Origin of the sequence: Pseudoalteromonas sp. NZS11 (assembly GCF_015864765.1) — a bacterium.
Lineage (GTDB): Bacteria > Pseudomonadota > Gammaproteobacteria > Enterobacterales > Alteromonadaceae > Pseudoalteromonas > Pseudoalteromonas arctica.
This window is the reverse complement of sequence record NZ_JADYWP010000002.1, coordinates 79,594-98,175: the sequence shown is the minus strand read 5'-3', so window position 1 is coordinate 98,175 and position 18,582 is coordinate 79,594. Positions and strand designations below refer to the sequence as shown.

14 protein-coding genes are annotated in these 18,582 nt (G+C 40.3%); 5 read left to right on the top strand and 9 right to left on the bottom strand.

The genetic code is table 11. The features are described from left to right. The first annotated feature begins 630 nt into the window (after positions 1 to 630). Positions 631 to 2,811 carry a catalase/peroxidase HPI gene (katG, locus tag I6E82_RS04200; protein ID WP_197116879.1) on the top strand — a complete coding sequence of 727 codons (2,181 nt, stop codon included), beginning with the start codon at positions 631 to 633 and terminating at the stop codon, positions 2,809 to 2,811. A gap of 162 nt (positions 2,812 to 2,973) precedes the next feature. Here the strand turns inward: katG and I6E82_RS04195 are convergent, their stop codons facing one another. After that, positions 2,974 to 3,546 (bottom strand): hypothetical protein, encoded by a 573-nt coding sequence (locus I6E82_RS04195; RefSeq protein ID WP_010555231.1) that lies wholly within the window; start codon positions 3,544 to 3,546, stop codon positions 2,974 to 2,976. Positions 3,547 to 3,738: 192 nt separating this feature from the next. Between I6E82_RS04195 and arfB the strand changes: the two genes are divergently transcribed. Then, entirely contained in the window at positions 3,739 to 4,152 is a 414-nt protein-coding gene (gene arfB, locus I6E82_RS04190) for an alternative ribosome rescue aminoacyl-tRNA hydrolase ArfB (protein WP_024599421.1), read from the top strand. A 129-nt stretch (positions 4,153 to 4,281) separates the two neighbouring features. Here arfB and eat read toward each other — a convergent pair whose 3' ends face one another. Genes eat through I6E82_RS04175 form a run of 3 tightly spaced genes read right to left on the bottom strand, consistent with a single transcriptional unit; the run spans position 4,282 to position 8,038 of the window. Then, positions 4,282 to 5,688 carry an ethanolamine permease gene (gene eat / locus I6E82_RS04185; protein WP_197116878.1) on the bottom strand — a complete coding sequence of 469 codons (1,407 nt, stop codon included), beginning with the start codon at positions 5,686 to 5,688 and terminating at the stop codon, positions 4,282 to 4,284. 59 nt (positions 5,689 to 5,747) lie between these two features. After that, on the bottom strand, positions 5,748 to 6,635 hold the full coding sequence (eutC, locus tag I6E82_RS04180) for an ethanolamine ammonia-lyase subunit EutC (RefSeq protein ID WP_197116877.1): 888 nt from the start codon (positions 6,633 to 6,635) through the stop codon (positions 5,748 to 5,750). Next, complete coding sequence (locus I6E82_RS04175; RefSeq protein ID WP_197116876.1) at positions 6,632 to 8,038, bottom strand: ethanolamine ammonia-lyase subunit EutB; 1,407 nt, start codon at positions 8,036 to 8,038, stop codon at positions 6,632 to 6,634. Before I6E82_RS04175 ends, eutC begins: the two co-directional genes overlap by 4 nt. Before the next feature lie 220 nt (positions 8,039 to 8,258). Between I6E82_RS04175 and I6E82_RS04170 the strand changes: the two genes are divergently transcribed. Further along, positions 8,259 to 9,239: a helix-turn-helix domain-containing protein gene (locus I6E82_RS04170; protein ID WP_121954138.1), complete on the top strand. Its 981-nt coding sequence runs from the start codon at positions 8,259 to 8,261 to the stop codon at positions 9,237 to 9,239. A 912-nt stretch (positions 9,240 to 10,151) separates the two neighbouring features. On the opposite strand, the gene arfA is transcribed toward I6E82_RS04170, so the two are convergent. The 3 genes from arfA to I6E82_RS04155 all read right to left on the bottom strand — a co-directional run bounded on the left by arfA (position 10,152) and on the right by I6E82_RS04155 (position 14,303). Continuing rightward, entirely contained in the window at positions 10,152 to 10,352 is a 201-nt protein-coding gene (gene arfA, locus I6E82_RS04165; RefSeq protein ID WP_007583517.1) for a ribosome alternative rescue factor ArfA, read from the bottom strand. Positions 10,353 to 10,555: 203 nt separating this feature from the next. Then, positions 10,556 to 13,096 (bottom strand): TonB-dependent receptor plug domain-containing protein, encoded by a 2,541-nt coding sequence (locus I6E82_RS04160; RefSeq protein ID WP_197116875.1) that lies wholly within the window; start codon positions 13,094 to 13,096, stop codon positions 10,556 to 10,558. A gap of 253 nt (positions 13,097 to 13,349) precedes the next feature. Continuing rightward, complete coding sequence (locus I6E82_RS04155) at positions 13,350 to 14,303, bottom strand: sensor histidine kinase (protein ID WP_197116874.1); 954 nt, start codon at positions 14,301 to 14,303, stop codon at positions 13,350 to 13,352. A 200-nt stretch (positions 14,304 to 14,503) separates the two neighbouring features. Here I6E82_RS04155 and I6E82_RS04150 point away from each other — a divergent pair, with 200 nt between their 5' ends. Both I6E82_RS04150 and hemH read left to right on the top strand, forming a co-directional pair. Continuing rightward, entirely contained in the window at positions 14,504 to 15,832 is a 1,329-nt protein-coding gene (locus tag I6E82_RS04150) for an HD domain-containing phosphohydrolase (protein WP_024591139.1), read from the top strand. Between the two features lie 74 nt (positions 15,833 to 15,906). Beyond that, a complete protein-coding gene (hemH, locus tag I6E82_RS04145) occupies positions 15,907 to 16,926 on the top strand; it encodes a ferrochelatase (protein ID WP_197116873.1) in 1,020 nt (339 codons plus the stop codon). 563 nt (positions 16,927 to 17,489) lie between these two features. Here hemH and I6E82_RS04140 read toward each other — a convergent pair. Next, positions 17,490 to 17,810 (bottom strand): hypothetical protein, encoded by a 321-nt coding sequence (locus I6E82_RS04140; protein ID WP_024608461.1) that lies wholly within the window; start codon positions 17,808 to 17,810, stop codon positions 17,490 to 17,492. 9 nt (positions 17,811 to 17,819) lie between these two features. Continuing rightward, entirely contained in the window at positions 17,820 to 18,563 is a 744-nt protein-coding gene (locus I6E82_RS04135) for a nuclear transport factor 2 family protein (RefSeq protein WP_165728790.1), read from the bottom strand. Between the last annotated feature and the right edge of the window lie 19 nt (positions 18,564 to 18,582).

Here is an 18,582-nt window from a genome sequence, read left to right as displayed (position 1 = left end):
GGAGAACAACTTCATACTAACTGAATCTTTATGAACAAATACTTAATTCAATTCAATTAGTTAAAAATATAAGAATACTCAAAGTATTCGGTTTATAAAGTAAAGGTGCATTGGGCTTAAGTAATGCACCTTTATAATTATAACTATATAACTACAATTTCATGGTGAAGGGGGGTATTCCAATGTGCGCTTTAAATAAATTAAAGCCACTTTCAAACCCTTCACATACCATTACGCCGAAATTTTTCAATTCGATCACAGGTCTAGTAAAAAGGTTAAGGTTAATTCACTAATTTGTTTTTTTATCTTACGTAATACCTTACAAGAGCGTCATCAGATTTATTTTTACTATTATTTTGAACGTAATTACAAAGCTATTGTTAAATACATCATTAGCAAAAGGCCAATCAAAAATATAAATTGGAGCAATCGTTTTAAATAGTATGTTGAGGCTGGCGTAGCATAATTTATGCGCCTATATTAAGGATACGTAAGTGTTTAGGCAGGCACACTAAATAATAAGTAAGCCGATTAAATAAAAATAACCGTTACTTTTTAAAAAGTTATAAATACATAAACAACAATACTGATTGATTAAGTATTTTACTTTTCTATTATAAGGATTCCAGAATGAGCAACCCTAAAGCAGGCCAATGTCCGGTCATGCACGGCAGTAATACTAAAACGTCTAATCCCAATACTGATTGGTGGCCAAATGCCCTAAACTTAGACATTCTTCATCAGCACGACACCAAATCAAATCCATACAATAGCGACTTTAATTACGCTGAAGCATTTAAATCAATCGATCTTGACGCGCTAAAAACAGACGTAAAAAGCTTAATGACCGATAGCCAAGATTGGTGGCCAGCCGATTGGGGACATTACGGCGGTTTAATGATTCGTCTAGCATGGCACTCAGCGGGTTCATACCGTTTGGCCGATGGTAGAGGGGGCGGTGGTACAGGTAATCAACGTTTTGCGCCACTAAATTCATGGCCAGACAACGGTAACCTCGACAAAGCGCGCCGTTTACTTTGGCCAATAAAGAAAAAATACGGTAACAAGCTTTCATGGGCCGACTTAATTATTTTAGCGGGCAACATGGCATACGAATCAATGGGTTTAAAAACCTTTGGTTTTGCCGGCGGCCGAGAAGATATTTGGCACCCTGAAAAAGACGTTTACTGGGGAGCCGAAAAAGAATGGTTAGCGCCAAGTGACGGCCGTTACGAAAGTGTAGATAAACCAGACACCATGGAAAACCCATTAGCCGCAGTACAAATGGGCTTAATTTATGTAAACCCTGAAGGTGTAAATGGTATTCCTGATCCGCTTAAAACAGCGGCCCAAATTCGCGAAACTTTTGCACGTATGGCAATGGATGACGAAGAAACCGCTGCATTAACGGTAGGCGGACACACAGTAGGTAAAGCGCACGGTAATGGCAAAGCAGAAAACTTAGGACCAGAACCAGAAGCTGCTGACGTACACGAGCAAGGCCTTGGTTGGAATAACACTACAACACGTGGGATTGGCCGCGATACAGTTACATCAGGTGTAGAGGGCGCATGGACTACGCACCCAACACAATGGGACAACGAATACTGTAAGCTTTTATTAACCTACGAATGGGAACTCACTAAAAGCCCAGCAGGCGCTCATCAGTGGGAGCCTATTAATATTAAAGAAGAAGACAAGCCTGTCGATGTAGAAGATTCATCAATTCGTTTAAACCCAATGATGACAGATGCTGATATGGCCATGAAAGTGGATCCAACGTACCGTAAAATTATTGAGCGTTTTTATAACGACTTTGAATACTTTTCAGACGTGTTTGCACGTGCCTGGTTTAAACTAACTCACCGCGATTTAGGCCCTAAATCATGTTACTTAGGTGCTGACGTACCAAGCGAAGACTTAATTTGGCAAGATCCAATTCCAGCAGTTGATTACACATTAACAGACGACGAAATTAGCAATTTAAAAACGACATTATTAAATTGTGGTGTTAGTGCCGCTGATTTAATAAATACAGCTTGGGATAGCGCACGTACTTATCGTGGTTCTGATAAACGTGGCGGCGCAAATGGTGCACGCATTCGTTTAACACCGCAAAAAGATTGGCAAGGTAATGAGCCAGAACGTTTAGCATCAGTACTTAGTGCGCTTGAAAAAGTGCAGGCTGGCTTGAGTAAACCTGTTAGCATCGCCGACTTAATTGTTTTAGGTGGTACAGCTGCTGTCGAACAAGCAGCAAAACAAGCCGGTGTTGATGTAAACGTGCCGTTTGCTCCAGGACGTGGAGATGCAACAGATGAAATGACTGATGCAGAATCGTTTGATGTACTAGAACCCATTCACGATGGTTTTAGAAACTGGCTGAAAAAAGATTACGCAGTGTCAGCGGAAGAGTTATTACTAGAGCGCAGCCAACTAATGGGATTAAGTGCACCAGAAATGTCGGTACTTATTGGTGGGATGCGAGTACTAGGTACTAACTATGCTGGCAGCGAACACGGCGTATTTACAAATAGCGTAGGCTCATTAACCAACGACTTCTTTGTAAACTTAACTGACATGTCAAACCGTTGGGAGCCAACTCAAAAAGGTTTATACAATATAGTAGACCGTAAAAGTGGCACTACTAAATGGACTGCAACACGCGTTGATTTAGTATTTGGATCAAACTCTATATTGCGCGCACTTGCTGAGTTTTATGCACAAGACGACAACAAAGAGCGCTTTGTACATGACTTTGTAAATGCATGGGTAAAAGTAGTGAACGCAGACAGATTCGATCTTAAATAATCTGTACGCTAAATAAAAACGGGGGAGTAATAATTTACTCCCCCGTTTTTGCATATAGTCCCGGTCAGTATTACTTATAAAATATTGTAATTTATCTAAGTCATATAAAAATTAGGCATTAAAAAAGGCGGCAAAAGCCACCTTTTTATAAAACAATAAAACTTATAGAAGTGCAAAAAGCTTTTGTAGTTGTGGCATGTATTCGCTCACAAGTTCAAGGTTGCTTTCGCTTACTAAAGACTCTGTAGACTCCTCAGCTGCGCTTGACGATTTACCAAACGAACCCATTAACGAACTAGCGCCTTTATCTTTAGCACTTTTCATACTTTGAAAACCGCCCATTACTTTATTCGCTGTTTCTTGATTATCAGCAGATAAACCCGATTTAAGGTTTTCGATATAAGCCATTGATACTTCAGAACCTACAGTTACTAGTTGCTCTGGTGTAAAGCCGTAGCGGCCTGTAACACCCGCGAAGCTTTTGTATAGGTCTTGCTCTTTAATCATGCTTAGTGCGCTATTAGCTAGAGAGCTTTGCTCGTCAACACTTTGATCTGCAGAACCACCTAACATACTTGCTAAGTCTAAGTCTTTTAAAGACTCTTGGCTGCTTGCCCAGCTCGTTACAGCTGGCAGTGCTTTCATATAGCTTTGAAGTTGACCTTCGTTAATATCTACTGCAAGGCTTGAGAAACTCATTGCTAATAAGCTAAGTGATACAAGTATTTTTTTCATTGAGCATTTCCTAGTATTAAAGTTGTGCCAATTAGAAACTAATAAGCAACACTTGCCAACACAAAATAATATATTGGCTGATTTTATAGTACAATTTATGAGAATTTATTTAAGTTCTAAGAATTTAGTTCATTCACCACAAGCTAATGTACTGATGATATAATACATTTTTGACAAATAGAGCTGAACACAATGTTAACAATTTCAAATACTGTCACTATCGATGAATGGGAACTAGAGCTAACGGCTATTCGTTCGCAAGGTGCCGGTGGTCAAAATGTTAACAAAGTCGCAAGTGCAATTCATTTACGCTTTGATATTAACCGCTCTAAATTACCTGATTTCTACAAAGAACGCTTGCTTGCCTTAAATGATTCAAGAATCACCAAAGAGGGCGTTTTAATAATTAAAGCGCAAAGCCACCGTACACAAGAGCTAAACCGAGAAGATGCCCTTAAACGTTTAAAAGATTTAATACTCAGTGCTACCGTTGTTAATAAAGCGCGTCGTGCCACCAAGCCTAGCCGTAATTCACAGCGCAAACGTATGGATAAAAAAACTAAACATGGGCAAAACAAAGCGCTACGCGGCAACATTAAGTTTTAGTTTTAAACGGTATAAATAAAATATAGAGGGGACTTGATGTCTAAATGTAGGCGCTATTTTTACATCCTACAGCGTGCATAAAAATATAAGTGAGGGGTCTCCTCACTTATATTTAATAGCTATTAATGTCTACTTAGCCATTTCTAAATCAGATTCTGCATCCGCCAGCATTGCAAATTCTTCGTCCGCGCTTTTAGCAACTAAGTGTTTTGAGCTATAGCCAAAGTAATAAGCTGCACCCACAATAAACAGCACCATAGTGTATAAAAATGCACGAGGGTCAAATGCATACACACCCGTTAATGCTATAAGCGAAAGCACTAAAGCAATACTTGAAGTAACTACACCACCAGGAGTTTTGTACGGGCGAGGTAAATCAGGTTGTTTAACGCGTAGCAAAATATGACTCAGCGCCATTAATGCATACGATACCGTTGCTCCCACTACAGCCATTGCGAGTATTAAGTCACCCTCGCCACTGAGTGATACTAAAAAACCAAATACTGCCGGTACAATTAACGCACGTGCTGGCACTTTGCGATTAGTAGTAATAGACAACGAACGCGGTAAATAACCGGCTCTAGATAAAGCAAACACTAAGCGACTATAACCATAAATTATAGAAAAGAATGAAGCGACTAACCCCGCAAGCCCTAATATATTTACAACGGTTGCTAAGCCCTCACTACCCGATGCGTTTAATGCATCAACCAAAGGCACTGCACTTGCGCCCATTGCAGCCGCACCGCCAGCACCAGGTACTAAAACAACAACTAAAAAAGCAGTAAATAACAAAAAGATCATTGCACCAATAATGCCTTTTGGCACATCTTTAGCGGGATCTTTTGCTTCTTCAGCAGCAAGCGGTACACCTTCAACCGCTAAAAATAACCACATGGCAAACGGTAATGCAGCCCAAACCCCGTACCAACCTAAAGGTAAAAACTCACTGGCTCCCACTGCATTTGTTACGGGGACGTCAAATAAGCGCGATGCATCAAAATTTGTGATTAAAACAAAAGCCGTTGCAATAATAGCTAATACCGCTAAACCACTTATTACCATCATTACTTTAAGCGCTTCTCCTACGCCCGCTAAATGAATTCCCACAAATAGTAAGTAAAATAATGCATATACCCATGGGCCATTAAATCCGGTGAGGGCTTCAACTGCCGAGCCTATAAAAATAACAATAGCAGCGGGTGCTAAGGCATATTCAATTAATACGGCAAGCCCGGTTAAATAGCCTCCCGCTGGCCCCATAGCTTGACGCGCAAAACTATAACCACCGCCTGCAGCAGGTATTGCAGCTGACATTTCAGCAAGCGATAGTACAAGCGCTAAATACATAACCGCCATTAATACTGCAGCAATGGCAAAACCACCCCAACCGGCTTCGGCGATACCAAAGTTCCAGCCTGCAAAGTCACCCGATATTACATACGACACACCCAAACCTGCGAGCAATAACCACCCCGCAGTACCACGTTTTAACTGTCTTTTAGCAAGGTACTCTGTATTATTATTAGTAGACATAACCTTTCTCCGTTGATGTTTAGTTTTTATTTTTTTATTTCATGTGTTTTTAATTAAAATTACTCAGCAATTAAAAAGTTAGTGGTTGAAACCTGATGCTCAATTACATCATCTTGTGTGCGGTCTTTTAAATTAACCCCAGTTAGTTTCAGTTTTTTAGCTTCACGTAATAAGTACAGTGCGCGTCTCGCCGCTTCTGTATAAGGTAGGCCTGCAGGGCGAATATTCGATATGCAATTACGACATGCATCGTTAAGTCCTGTTTTGGGCTCCCATGTTAAATACAAGCCAAGGCTATCTGGCGAACTAAGTCCTGGGCGCTCTCCTATTAACACCATAACCACCTGCGCATTTAGCAGCTCACCTATATCATCTCCAATCGCTACTCGCCCTTGCTCAACCAAAGTAATGGGAGCAATTTTAAATTGCTTGTCTGTTGTAAGATGCGTTAATAGCTCTGTTATAAATGGGTATGCATTTTTTTGTACCGCCAACGAAGAGAGTCCATCAACCACTACAATCGCTAAATCGTATTTAGCCTGCGTAGTGTGCTTTTGTTTATTCATATAGCTGAGAAGTATTTGCCTACCATTTTCATCAAGTTTGCGGCCTAAATCGGGTCGCTGAAGGTAAGTAACTCTGTCAACGGCTTGGCTGTGTAAATGCAGGGGAGGGGCAACCTCTTTTAATACGCTAATACTGCCTAGTTGCTCAGTCATTTCGTTAATATCAAGCGGAAAACTCACCGCATCGCGCGCTTGTGCATGAGATAGCTGAAAAGCCAGCATTTCAGAGGTTGGCAAACTTATACCAGCGCGACCAAGCCCAATACGGGCGTCGGTAAAACGCCGTAAATCACTCCAAGGGTTGTGCACTACATTACCGTTATTTTTATGCTCATTTACTGAGTTATCTAATGGAGTGGTCGGTTTTGAACGTGATTTCATGAGCCACCTCCAGCAATTGCACCCAGAGGTTTTGCAAAAGCGGGAGGTAAGGTATCTGAAAGTGTCATATCGGTAGTGCTTTGCATAATTTTCATTTTGCTTAGCCATGCTTCAAACTCAGGGGCGGGTCTAGAGCCAAGAACTCGACGCACATATAATGCATCATGAAACGACGTAGTTTGGTAGTTAAGCATAATATCGTCAGAGCCAGGTATTCCCATTACAAACGAGCAACCTGCAACACCTAATAGCGTTAGCAAATTATCCATATCGTTTTGATCGGCCTCTGCATGATTGGTGTAACACACGTCGCACCCCATCGGTATGCCTAGTAACTTAGCGCAAAAGTGATCCTCAAGTCCTGCTCGGGTAATTTCTTTACCATCAAACAAATATTCAGGGCCAATAAACCCCACCACGGTATTAACCAGTAACGGATCAAACTTACGAGCAACTGCATAAGCGCGAGCTTCACACGTTTGCTGATCAAGCCCATGATGCGCATTTGCTGAAAGCGAACTGCCTTGCCCAGTTTCAAAATACATCACATTATTGCCAACAGTGCCGCGCTTTAAACTCAAAGCGGCATCTTGCGCTTCAGCTAAGGTATTTAAATTAAAACCAAAACTTGAGTTAGTAGCCTCCGTGCCGCCAATCGACTGAAATACCAAATCAACCGGTGCGCCAGCTTCTATACATTCAATAGTGTTAGTAACATGTGTAAGCACACAGCTTTGCGTCGGTATGGCGTATTTTTGAATAACATCATCCATTAATGTCATTAATTTAATGGCCTGGGCAACGTTGTCGGTTGCTGGGTTTATACCTATTACGGCATCGCCATTACCGTATAGCAGCCCATCAAGCATGCATGCAGCAATACCGTTAATATCGTCAGTTGGATGATTTGGTTGTAAACGTGTAGATAAATGCCCAGGGAGGCCAATAGTGTTTCTAAAAGCACTTGTAACATGGCACTTTTTAGCAATTAATATGAGATCTTGATTGCGCATTATTTTGCTAACAGCAGCAGCCATTTCGGGCGTAATACCTTGCCTTATACTTGCAAGTACAGCGGGTGTTGCAAAGTCGCTTAAAAGCCAATTACGAAAATCGCCTACAGTTAAATGTGCAATAGCCATAAAGGCATTGGCATCGTGCTCGTCAATAATTAAGCGTGTAATTTCGTCATCTTCGTAGGGAATAAGTACCTCATTTAAAAATGTTTTAAGAGGTACATCGGCCAATGTCATTTGTGCCACAGCACGTTCTTGTGCTGATTGTGCAATGACGCCCGCTAAGCGATCACCCGAACGTTGCGGCGTTGCTTTAGCCATTAACTGGGCTAAGTTCTTGAATTTATAAGTGTGTGTACCTAAAGTGTAACTGTACGCTTGCCCCATGATTTACTCCACATAACTAATATGATAAACCTTGGTATAGGTTTTGCTGCATCTTTAGCTATAAATCAATTTTCAATAGTTACAAGACAGCTTATTTTGTACCAAGTAACTATCGAATTTCGGCAAAAGATTATTTATTAATCCAATTCAATTGGTTACATACGCAAAGCGGTGTTAACTTAACCATAATAAAAGTGTAACGAAAAAGAGCATCCCCTATATGGCGCAGCAAAGTAGCTACAACGCACCACTAAAGAGCAAGGTGCAAACACACGATATAGACGAGCAAGCGCATAGCCTTACTCAATGGCAACAAAAGTACGATCAAATGAGCGACGGCAGCTTTTATGGTTTTATTGAAGAAACAGATTACGCCAATATTCATGTGTTTAAAGAATACACCGAGCGAGCGCTTCGTCAGCAATGTAACATCGCCCCCAATTCTGTTTGGCTTGGCATTCCTTGTCAGTCGCAGCAAAGTAAGATTAATGGTCTAAGTGTGGCAAGTAATCAATTTATGTGCCGTACAAGTGATAATGACTTTGAGCTGATAACCCCTGAGCAATTTAATATTTATGGTTTGGTAATCGATTGGAATTCAATTGAATATATGGCGCAGCTACAAGGCGTAACATTGAAAAACCTGTCATCTGCACAATCAGCTCGCTTATCGGTGAGCAACTCATCATTACAAACGGCAAGGCAAATAATTAATAGCATGGTTGTAGGCAAGGGCTTTGGACTTAAAACCGAATCGCAACAAGATATGCTAAACATGTTGGCACTACACTTATTACAGGCAGATAATCCACAACAAAATATTGCGCCAAGTTATAAACATCGAAAAGCCGTAGTAGATAAAGTAAAAGATTACGTGGCCACAAATCCACAAAACCCAATAACCATAACCGAGCTGTGCGAGCTTGCTTTTGTAAGTAGGCGCACACTTCAATATAGCTTTGAGAGTATTTTAGGAATTAACCCTTTGCGGTTTTTACGTTTAACACGCTTAAATAATGTAAGGCGGGAACTAAAAAAATTAAACCAAGATAAGCCAATTTCAGTAATCGCAGCCAACTGGGGATTTTGGCATGCGGGACAATTTGCTAAAGATTACACGCAACTATTTGGTGAAAACCCATCACAAACAGTTAAAAATTCAGCACAGCAGTTTAAACCACCGTGCTCTACAAACTTGTAGGTGCGAATTTACTTCGCGCTCGTGTAACGTGGCTTTAATGCTCTAAAAGTGAAAGCGAGGTATAAAACCTCACCTACATCGTGCAAACAGCAAACCCGTAGCTGCGAATTTATTTCGCGCTTATGTAATTTAGCTTTAATACTTTAAAAGTAAAAGCGAGGTATAAAATCTCACCTATATTGTGCAAACACCAAACCCGTAGGTGCGAATTTATTTCGCGCTAATGTAACGTGGCTTAAATGCTCTAAAAGTGAAAGCGAGGTATAAAACCTCACCTACATCGTGCAAACACCAAACCCGTAGGTGCGAATTTACTTCGCGCTTATGTAACATGGCTTAAATGCTCTAAAAGTGAACGCGAGGTATAAAACCTCACCTACATCGTGCAAACACCAAACCCGTAGGTGCGAATTTACTTCGCGCTTATGTAACGTGGCTTAAATGCTTTAAAAGTAAAAGCGAGGTATAAAACCTCACCTACATCTTGCAAACACCAAACCCGTAGGTGCGAATTTATTTCGCGCTCATGTAACGTGGCTTAAATGCTCTAAAAGTGAAAGCGAAGTATAAAACCTCACCTACATCAACACCGAACCCGTAGGTGCGAATTTATTTCGCGCTCATGTAACATGGCTTTAATGCTCTAAAAGTGAAAGTGAGGTATAAAACCTCACCTACATCGTGCAAACACCAAACCCGTAGGTGCGAATTTATTTCGCGCTCATGTAACATGGCTTTAATGCTCTAAAAGTGAAAGCGAGGTATAAAACCTCACCTACATCGTGCAAACACCAAACCCGTAGGTGCGAATTTATTTCGCGCTTATGTAACGTGGCTTGTATGCTTTAAAAGTAAAAGCGAGGTATAAAACCTCGCTTACTATATTCAAAAGCCCTATTTGATCGGTGCTATTTAAGCCGCGATTAAATAGGACTCTTGTCCTGAATGCTTGTTGCTGCGTTTAAACGAGCCTTTGCCTTTTTTAGCTTTAACCACTTGTGGTTTAAATAATTTAGAGGTGACCATCGCCGCTAGTGCATTGTGGTTTATAACGCCTCGCCCTGTATCTACCGCGCTGGTGTTTGCGGTTTTTGCTTTAGATTTTTTAGTCATATATTTCCTATCAGCCAATGGTTATTTTAAGTTAAATAATAAAGAGGCTTTTATATTAGCCTATTTAAGAGATGGCGATTGTAGGCTGAATTTTCAACCGCGCAAGTATTTTTAATGCCCAACAGGTACTTTTTTAATAATAAAAACGCATAAAAAAAGCGCAGTAAATAACTGCGCTTAGTAACAAGGTTTAGCTCAAATAATTAAAATTCAAAGCTTACTTTTGCATAGTACGTTCTGCCGTCAAAGCCGTATGGCAATGCGCGTACAGGGTATTTAAATGCACCGTTGGTGATGAAGTTAAGTACTTCGTCGTCGCCTAGCTCGTCTGGCGTTTCGTCAAATACGTTATCGGCACCCACCGAAAGCGCAAACATGTCGTTAATTTGGTAACTAACATTTAAATCAACTAACACAGCAGATTCAACCGTACTTGTTGGTTTAAATGAACCGGTAGGCGAAAGCTCACCTGGTAATGAAATATGGTCATTACCAAAGTATTTTACGTCTGTTTCGCCAAAGTAGTTAAAGCGAATGGTTGATGTGTAGGCATCGCGTTCGTAGTCAAACGTAAGCGTTGCACGTTCACTAGGTTGTCCGTCGGTAAAAAAGCTACGTTGTAAATCATCAAAAGCAACCGCTTCAGGAATACCGTCTTCAGCATTTACGCCGTCAATTTTAGTATCGTTTAGGTTACCTGCAAAGGTTACTCCTAAATTGCCGCCTTCAACTTCAGTGCGGTACGATGCAATAATATCAACACCTTGCGTAGTAGAATCAACTGAGTTTGAGAAGTAGTTAGCTTGCACTGCGCCTGTTGCTTGTAGCGCTGCAACTGCATCACCGCTAAACGATACGTCGTCAGCCGTAAGTAAGCTGCCAAGTGTAATACGGTCTTCAATTTCTACGCGGTAGAAATCAACCGTTAGCGAAAGCTCGCTTGTTACATCGTAAACAAAACCAGCACTGTAGTTTGTTGAAGTTTCAAGCTCTAAGCTATCTACGCCTAACGCACTTGGGAAGGCTGTACCGGTGTTTGCAGTGAACGACTGCGTTAATGTGCCGTCTGAGCCTAAGTTAGTTGTAAAGGCTGTATAACCACTTTGTTGAAGTGATGGTGCTCTAAAACCAGTAGATACCGCACCACGTACGGCAAAGTCATCTGAAAATTCATAACGTGTTGCTAATTTACCAATTAAATCATCCCCAGCATCTGAGAAATCTTCATAACGTAGCGCACCACTGACGTTCCATGCATCGGTGATCATAGTTTCTACGTCTACATAAACTGCGTAGCTGTTACGGTCACTATCGTTAGCCGCTTCAGGGCGTAGGCCGTTATAAGCCTGAAAACCACACTGTGCAAATTGGTCTGGATCATTTACTGATGGGTACGAGGTATCCATATTTGCTAGTCCACAGGCGTATGATGCTTCATCGCCAGGTACTATTTCGTAGTTTTCTTTACGGTATTCAGCGCCTACTGTTACATATAAAGGTTCACCACGGCCAATATCTACAATACCGTTTACATCAAGGTTAACCGTTGTTTGATCAAATCTAAAACCACCTGAGTAACCGCCACTAGGGCCTGAATTTGCTGCAATATCGGCATCGCTTGCACTTGGGTTGTTAAATAAATACTCAGCCGCGTAAGAAGCGTTTAATGTATTACGTGATGTAAAGTCGTATTGGTTTTCACCATAAACGGCCGATACATCGTAATTCCAATCTGTGTTTATATCGCCTTTAAAACCAAGCGCGACTGAAATATCTTGTGCTTCGTTATATATGCGCGGTAAAAAACCATCGCTATATACTTGAGTTACGTTTTTAGACGCTTCGTTAAAGTTACGGTAAAAACCATTACCCAGCGCCGTGCGCTCAGAGTAGCCACCAAACGAGTAAAGCTCGCCGTCGCCCATTGGTAATGCCATGTTGTAAAATAACGACGTAAATTCACTTTCTGAGTTACCTTGGCCCCAGCGTACGTCTTCACTTAACGTACCTGGTTCAACATTAAGCGACCCCCCCGTATCACGCTCGGCGCGGTTAGTGCCATCGGCATCACGGTACTCAAGCGATAGGTTAATAAAGCCGCCTTCGTTACCTAATTCAAAACCACGGTTTAAACCTGCTGAAATAGTGTCGCCGTCACCTTCACTTGTGCCGCCGTATTGTACAAAACCCGTTGTAATACCGGTTGAGTTATTAAGAGATAAGTTAATTACGCCTGCAATAGCATCAGAGCCGTATTGCGCCGCTGCGCCATCGCGTAATACTTCAACGCCTTTAAGGGCCGTTAGCGGAATCGCATTCATATCAGTACCCGCAGCGCCTGCGCCTACTGTACCGTTAAGGCCAAAAATTGATTGGTTATGGCGACGTTTACCATTTACTAATACAAGAGTTTGATCTGGCTGTAAGCCACGAAGTGTGGCGGGTCTAAATAAATCAGAACCGTCAGATACTTGTGTACGCGAAAAATTAAATGAAGGCGCTGTCGCTTGCAGGCTTTGGCCAAGCTCGGTAAAACCACCTTTGGTTAAATCATCTGCGTCAATTAAATCAATAGGAGAAGAAGACTCAGTAGAAGTACGGTTAGATACACGCGATCCTAATACAGATATTTGCTCAATGTTTTTAGCAGCTTGCACTGGTGCTTCTTCTGCGTTAACAATGCTTGGTGCGCTAAACGCGAAAGCAACGGCTACAGCAAGTGTGTTTAAACGGTATGTTGGCATAGTGACGACCCTGTTTTTTTGTGTTCTTATAATATGTGTGTGGTTATGATGCTCATAACCTGTTGCAAACATCCTAGCAACATATGCAAACAAAAAGAAATGAAAAAAACTAAATATTTGGTCTAAGTATGCAAATAAATTTCAAGATAAGAAAAAACCACCTTTAATCGATTAAAATACATGCTGCAAGGGCATTAAACTTCAAAAAAAGATCTATTAACTTTTTATTTACATTGTGGTTTTGCTCGTTTGTTTATACTTTTAAAGGTAATAGGCAGCGGATGGTCGTACCTGTCCCTAATGTGCTGTTAACTTCTATTTTTCCGCCATGATCGCTCACCATAGCGTATACAAGTGTCATACCCATACCGGTACCTTCTCCAACTTCTTTTGTTGTATAAAAAGGGTCAAACATATGCGCTATTGTGTCTTCACTCATTCCACAGCCATTATCTTTTACCTCAATACAGATATTTGTGTCTAGTTCAAAAATATTCACCTCAATAATGCAGCCTTTTTCTAAATCAAGCTCGCATGCTTGCCAAGCATTCATTAAGAGATTTACAAAAATTTGATTAATTGATGATAAATTGCACCAAATAAGTGGTAGTGGTTCAAACCGCGTTTTTATCTCGCATAGTTTGAGTTTGTTACTTAATAACCTTAAAGCATTATTAGCACCCGTTGTTACATCGGTTAGTTGCTTATCTTGCGAGGAGGAGGGGTGGGCAAAGTTTAATAAGTCATGCACAATTTGTTTTATTCGTTTGAGTCCTTCAACGCTGTCGTTAACTTGTCCCTGCAAATTGTTATAAAGCCACGCATACGGATACTGTAAGTTGAGTATGTCGATTTCGTGTTTAAAACGGCTCTCTTTAATTTCGTTGTTTAAGTATTGCTCGTTAAGCTTTAGCAACGTGATGAGCAAAGGGGTAGAATTTTGTAAGCTTTCTATATTACTCATTGCATAGGCAAGCGGGGTATTTATTTCATGGGCTACGCCTGCACAAAGCGTTCCTAAGGTTGCCATTTTTTCGGTTTGCACAAACAGCATTTGCTGGTGTTCTAAATCGGCTACTTTTTTTTGTAATTCATTATTTATGGCAACTAAAACGGTGCTTTTATCTTTAAGTAATTGTTCTGCGGCCAAGCGCAGCTTTTGTTCGTTTAAAAAAGCACGTTCAAAATTACCATCTGATCCATTCATTCCTTTCATCCATATAGATAACTTTATACTTAACGTTTAGTCGTCTACATGTAAATTTGCAACTTTAGTGTGAGCATTTATCTACTTATAGATAATAACCACATTAAGTGACTTCTACTCTATACAAAAGGTAAGCATAAACAGGTCACGGATGTTTTTTTAAGCTATTATTTAGCCAGAAGTAATTTAAAGGCGGCGCAATGACTCAAGTAACACCAAACACACCAATGAATCAGGTTGATGTACTTTGTATTGATGATGACGAAATAGTACTACGCACGTTAACACGACTACTTGAAGTAAATGGCTTAACGGTTATTGTTTGCGATAATCCGCAAAACGCATTAACACTTTTTAAAAATCATGAATTTGGTTTAATTATTAGTGACATGCGGATGCCAGTAATGAACGGTGCCGAGTTTTTAGAAAAAGCGCGTGCGCTGGCACCCGACACTCAACGCATTTTATTAACCGGTTACGCCGATATACAAACAACCCTAGCGGCTGTTAACCAAGGGCAAATAAATGGTTATATTCAAAAACCATGGCAAAACGACTTATTACTTCGAAGCATTAAAGATAGCCTAGAAAAATTTGCGCTAAAAAAGCAAAACAAAAAATTAGAAACACAAGTTAAGGCACAAAACCAAGAACTACTTGAGCTAAACAACACGTTAGAGCAACGAGTAGAAAAACGTACCTTACAAATCAAACAAGTTTTAAAAAAGCTTGAAGACGCCAACGAACGCGAAAAACAAGAGCACAAATCGACCGTTGAGCTGCTATATAATTTTGTTAACGCGAATCCTTACCTTGATGGCAACAAAGCACAAAATATTGCAAATACCTGCACACAAATAGCGCTTTACCTAAACCTGTCGCAAAAAAGCATTGATCTTGCCCCAATGGCTGGTTATTTAGCACAAATAGGTTTGCTTGCTATGGACCCTGAACTTTATAAAAAACCGTTAAATCGGTTAAATGAGCAACAGCGTAAGACCTTTTATACTCACCCAAGTACTGCACAATTAATGCTAATGCCAGCAATACATTTACACGATTTGTCGGATGCTATTTATTATCAGTTTGAACGTTTTAACGGAAATGGAATGCCCAAAGGCCTTGCTGGAAACGACATACCGATAGGGGCTATGGTATTAGGGTTAGCGCGCGATTACTGGGATGCGTTTGAACAAAGTAATGCAAGCGATGAAAAGCAACGCCATGAGGACGCACTCGAAAGTGTAAAACTTTATAGTGGTTCGTTTTACCACCCTAAAATAGTTCGTGCGCTTGAAGCAAGCCATGCAAAACTACACGAACAAAAAAGTTCAGCAGGATCAGTACTAATTTGTAATGCCCATGAACTCAAAGAGCAAATGATACTCGGCCATGCTCTGCACAGCCATTCGGGTATAATGTTGCTGCCTAAAGGTCATGTATTTAGCCGTAAATCAATAGAAAAACTGCAGCAACTAGAATCTAAAAAACCAGCCCCATTTAGAATTATGGTTAAAACTGCTAAATGATTGATCTAAACGGCAGTTTTTTTCGTTACAATGTGCATAAAATACATTATTGAATTTGCTTGAAGGAGCACTCTGTGTCGCGATTTTCTGCGGTTACTGACAATCCCCATGATGGGCGTTTTAACCAAAAAACGGGAATACTGCTTACTAACCTAGGTAGCCCTGATGCACCAACAGCTGCTGCGCTTCGTATATACTTACGTGAGTTTTTATCAGATCCACGCATTGTAGAAATACCACGCCTAGTATGGATGATAATATTACATGGCATTATTTTACGTGTGCGCCCTAAGCGTTCGGCTAAATTATACGAAAGTATATGGACCGAAAATGGTTCACCGCTTACTCACATCACTCGCCAACAAAGCGTAAAGCTAAATACCTTATTAAAACAGCAAGGGTATACAAATACTGAAGTGGTAATGGCTATGCGTTATGGCAATCCTTCAATAGAGGCAGGCCTTGAAGAGCTACGAGATAAAGGCTTAACGCGTATTATTATACTGCCAATGTATCCGCAATATTCTAGCCCAACTACAGGCTCAACCTTTGATGCCGTATCGAGCGTACTGCGTAAATGGCGCTGGGTGCCAGAGCTGCATTTTGTTAATGGCTATCACAAAAACACCCGTTACATTGAATCCCTTGCTAATAGTATTAGTGAGGATTTAGAAGCGAATGGTATGCCACAAAAAATTGTTTTTTCGTATCACGGTATGCCTAAACTCTTCTTAGAGCGCGGCGATCCGTACCATTGCCTATGTTTACAAACCACGCGCTTAGTTGTAGAAAAACTAGGTCTTGATAAAGACAAAGTAATTAGTACTTTTCAAAGTCGATTTGGTAAAGCCGAGTGGTTAAAGCCATATACCGATGCAACCCTTGAAGCCCTGCCTGATGAGGGTATTACCGATGTAGCTATTATCAGCCCTGCTTTTAGCGCCGACTGCCTAGAAACACTTGAAGAGCTAGAAGGCGAAAATCGTGAAATATTCGAAAACGCAGGCGGCGAAAAATACCGTTACATAGCAGCACTAAACGACAGAGACGACCATATAGAAGCTGTGTTTGATGTTATAAAACCTATGTTGTAACCAAGCTTACTAAAGCACACAGCTAAATATATTTCGCATTAAGCGGTGTTAAAATTAACACCGCTTTTTTGTTTTTAGGGCTTTTAAAATATTTAGCTAATTAATCCACAAAGAGGTTAAGAGGCGCTGCGCTTTTAGAGTAATGATAAAACATAAATATACTGGTTTTTGTTTTTAGCTTTTCTCATTTACTCCTCTTTTACTTCTCATTGTGCAAATAAAAGCTTTTAAAGAGCTAATTAATTCACAAAGAGGTTAAGAGGCGCTGCGCTTTTAGAGTAGTGATAAAACATAAAAATACTGTTTTTGGCTTTTCTCATTTACTCCTCTTTTACTTCTCATTGTGCAAATAAAAGCTTTTAAAGAGCTAATTAATTCACAAAGAGGTTAAGAGGCGCTGCGCTTTTAAAGTAAGTGATACATATTGGCCGATCTGGTTTTTCTCAGTTATTACTGATTACTTTATCTTTGTGAAAGAAATTACTTATACTTTTAATAATAATTAAAATAAATAAAAACGCATTGTGGAAGGGGGAGAATACCTAAGCAACAGCAATTAAACGCTATCGCTTAAAGTATAAATCAATCGCTTTAGTGAGGAGCTCGTCGAGTTGTTCTTCAAATTCTTCAATATTAATATCAAAGTGCTTTAAGTAAGCTCGAGCCTGAGCAAGTGATAAATTACGGCTGTTAACGCTATATTGTCGCTCGTCTATGGCTTTATCGTAACGAGGTAAAAATACAAATTGGCCATAAAATGGTGACTTAATATGTTTATTTGCAAAACGACAAAAATCTTCAACATGCTCAGCACCCTTAGGGCCAAGGCAACCGGGCTCAATGCGATACATTAAGCGAATTTTTTTGTCGTCATTTATTTGCATATAAAGCCTTTATCTAAAAAACAGTACGCGTACTATTTTTCCATCTTTAATTTGGTAACTCGAAATCAGTTCTGAGCGTTTATCAACTACCTTTTCGTCAGTTGAGCAGGTTTCTGATAGTTCGTGATCAATCACTATATCACCGTGCACTATGCGCTTAATGGGTGATGAGTGAATACACTTTAACTTTTTAAACATTAGCCCATAACGTTCTATTAGTTTTTCTTTACCTTTAAATAATAGCTCATTAGGGAAAATATAAAACTCAACATCTTCGGCATATACCCGCAGAAACTCTTCAATGTTACGCGCGTTATACGCTTTAACTAACTGCTCTACTACCGCAAGTGATTCGCGCGATTGCTTAGCTTTAGTTTGTTGCTTAACTGTCAGCGCTTCTTTTGCTTGCGTAACTGCTTTTTCAGCTTCGGCTACAGCCACTGCTTTTTCTATTTTATTTTTAGGCTTTTCAGTAGGTTTAATCTGCTCGTTACCCAATACCTTTGAATCGTCTGGTTTAGTCGCATCAATTGTTGGCTTTTTAAGCTCAGGTGCTTTGTATTCAAGCGTATTTACTTTGTCGTCAGCTTTGACTTGAGTTACTGATTGCTCATCTTCAACTTTTGGTTTTTCAACGTTTGCTTGAGCTTCAACTTGCTGCTCTTTTTGCTCAGGCTCGCTTTGTTCTGCGGCGTAAGTAATAAGCGCAACGGTGGTAATTAACGAGGCAAAAATAATAGATAACGGTTTCATAACTTTCCTAAAATGAACA

Bases quoted from the DNA above. Each gene is read 5' to 3' on its own strand.
- arfB (WP_024599421.1), top strand. From the start codon at position 3,739: ATGTTAACAATTTCAAATACTGTCACTATCGATGAATGGGAACTAGAG.
- I6E82_RS04195 (WP_010555231.1), bottom strand. From the start codon at position 3,546: ATGAAAAAAATACTTGTATCACTTAGCTTATTAGCAATGAGTTTCTCA.
- I6E82_RS04170 (WP_121954138.1), top strand. From the start codon at position 8,259: ATGGCGCAGCAAAGTAGCTACAACGCACCACTAAAGAGCAAGGTGCAA.
- eutC (WP_197116877.1), bottom strand. From the start codon at position 6,635: ATGAAATCACGTTCAAAACCGACCACTCCATTAGATAACTCAGTAAAT.
- I6E82_RS04150 (WP_024591139.1), top strand. From the start codon at position 14,504: ATGACTCAAGTAACACCAAACACACCAATGAATCAGGTTGATGTACTT.
- I6E82_RS04175 (WP_197116876.1), bottom strand. From the start codon at position 8,038: ATGGGGCAAGCGTACAGTTACACTTTAGGTACACACACTTATAAATTC.
- I6E82_RS04135 (WP_165728790.1), bottom strand. From the start codon at position 18,563: ATGAAACCGTTATCTATTATTTTTGCCTCGTTAATTACCACCGTTGCG.
- eat (WP_197116878.1), bottom strand. From the start codon at position 5,688: ATGTCTACTAATAATAATACAGAGTACCTTGCTAAAAGACAGTTAAAA.
- I6E82_RS04160 (WP_197116875.1), bottom strand. From the start codon at position 13,096: ATGCCAACATACCGTTTAAACACACTTGCTGTAGCCGTTGCTTTCGCG.
- I6E82_RS04140 (WP_024608461.1), bottom strand. From the start codon at position 17,810: ATGCAAATAAATGACGACAAAAAAATTCGCTTAATGTATCGCATTGAG.
- I6E82_RS04155 (WP_197116874.1), bottom strand. From the start codon at position 14,303: ATGAATGGATCAGATGGTAATTTTGAACGTGCTTTTTTAAACGAACAA.
- arfA (WP_007583517.1), bottom strand. From the start codon at position 10,352: ATGACTAAAAAATCTAAAGCAAAAACCGCAAACACCAGCGCGGTAGAT.
- katG (WP_197116879.1), top strand. From the start codon at position 631: ATGAGCAACCCTAAAGCAGGCCAATGTCCGGTCATGCACGGCAGTAAT.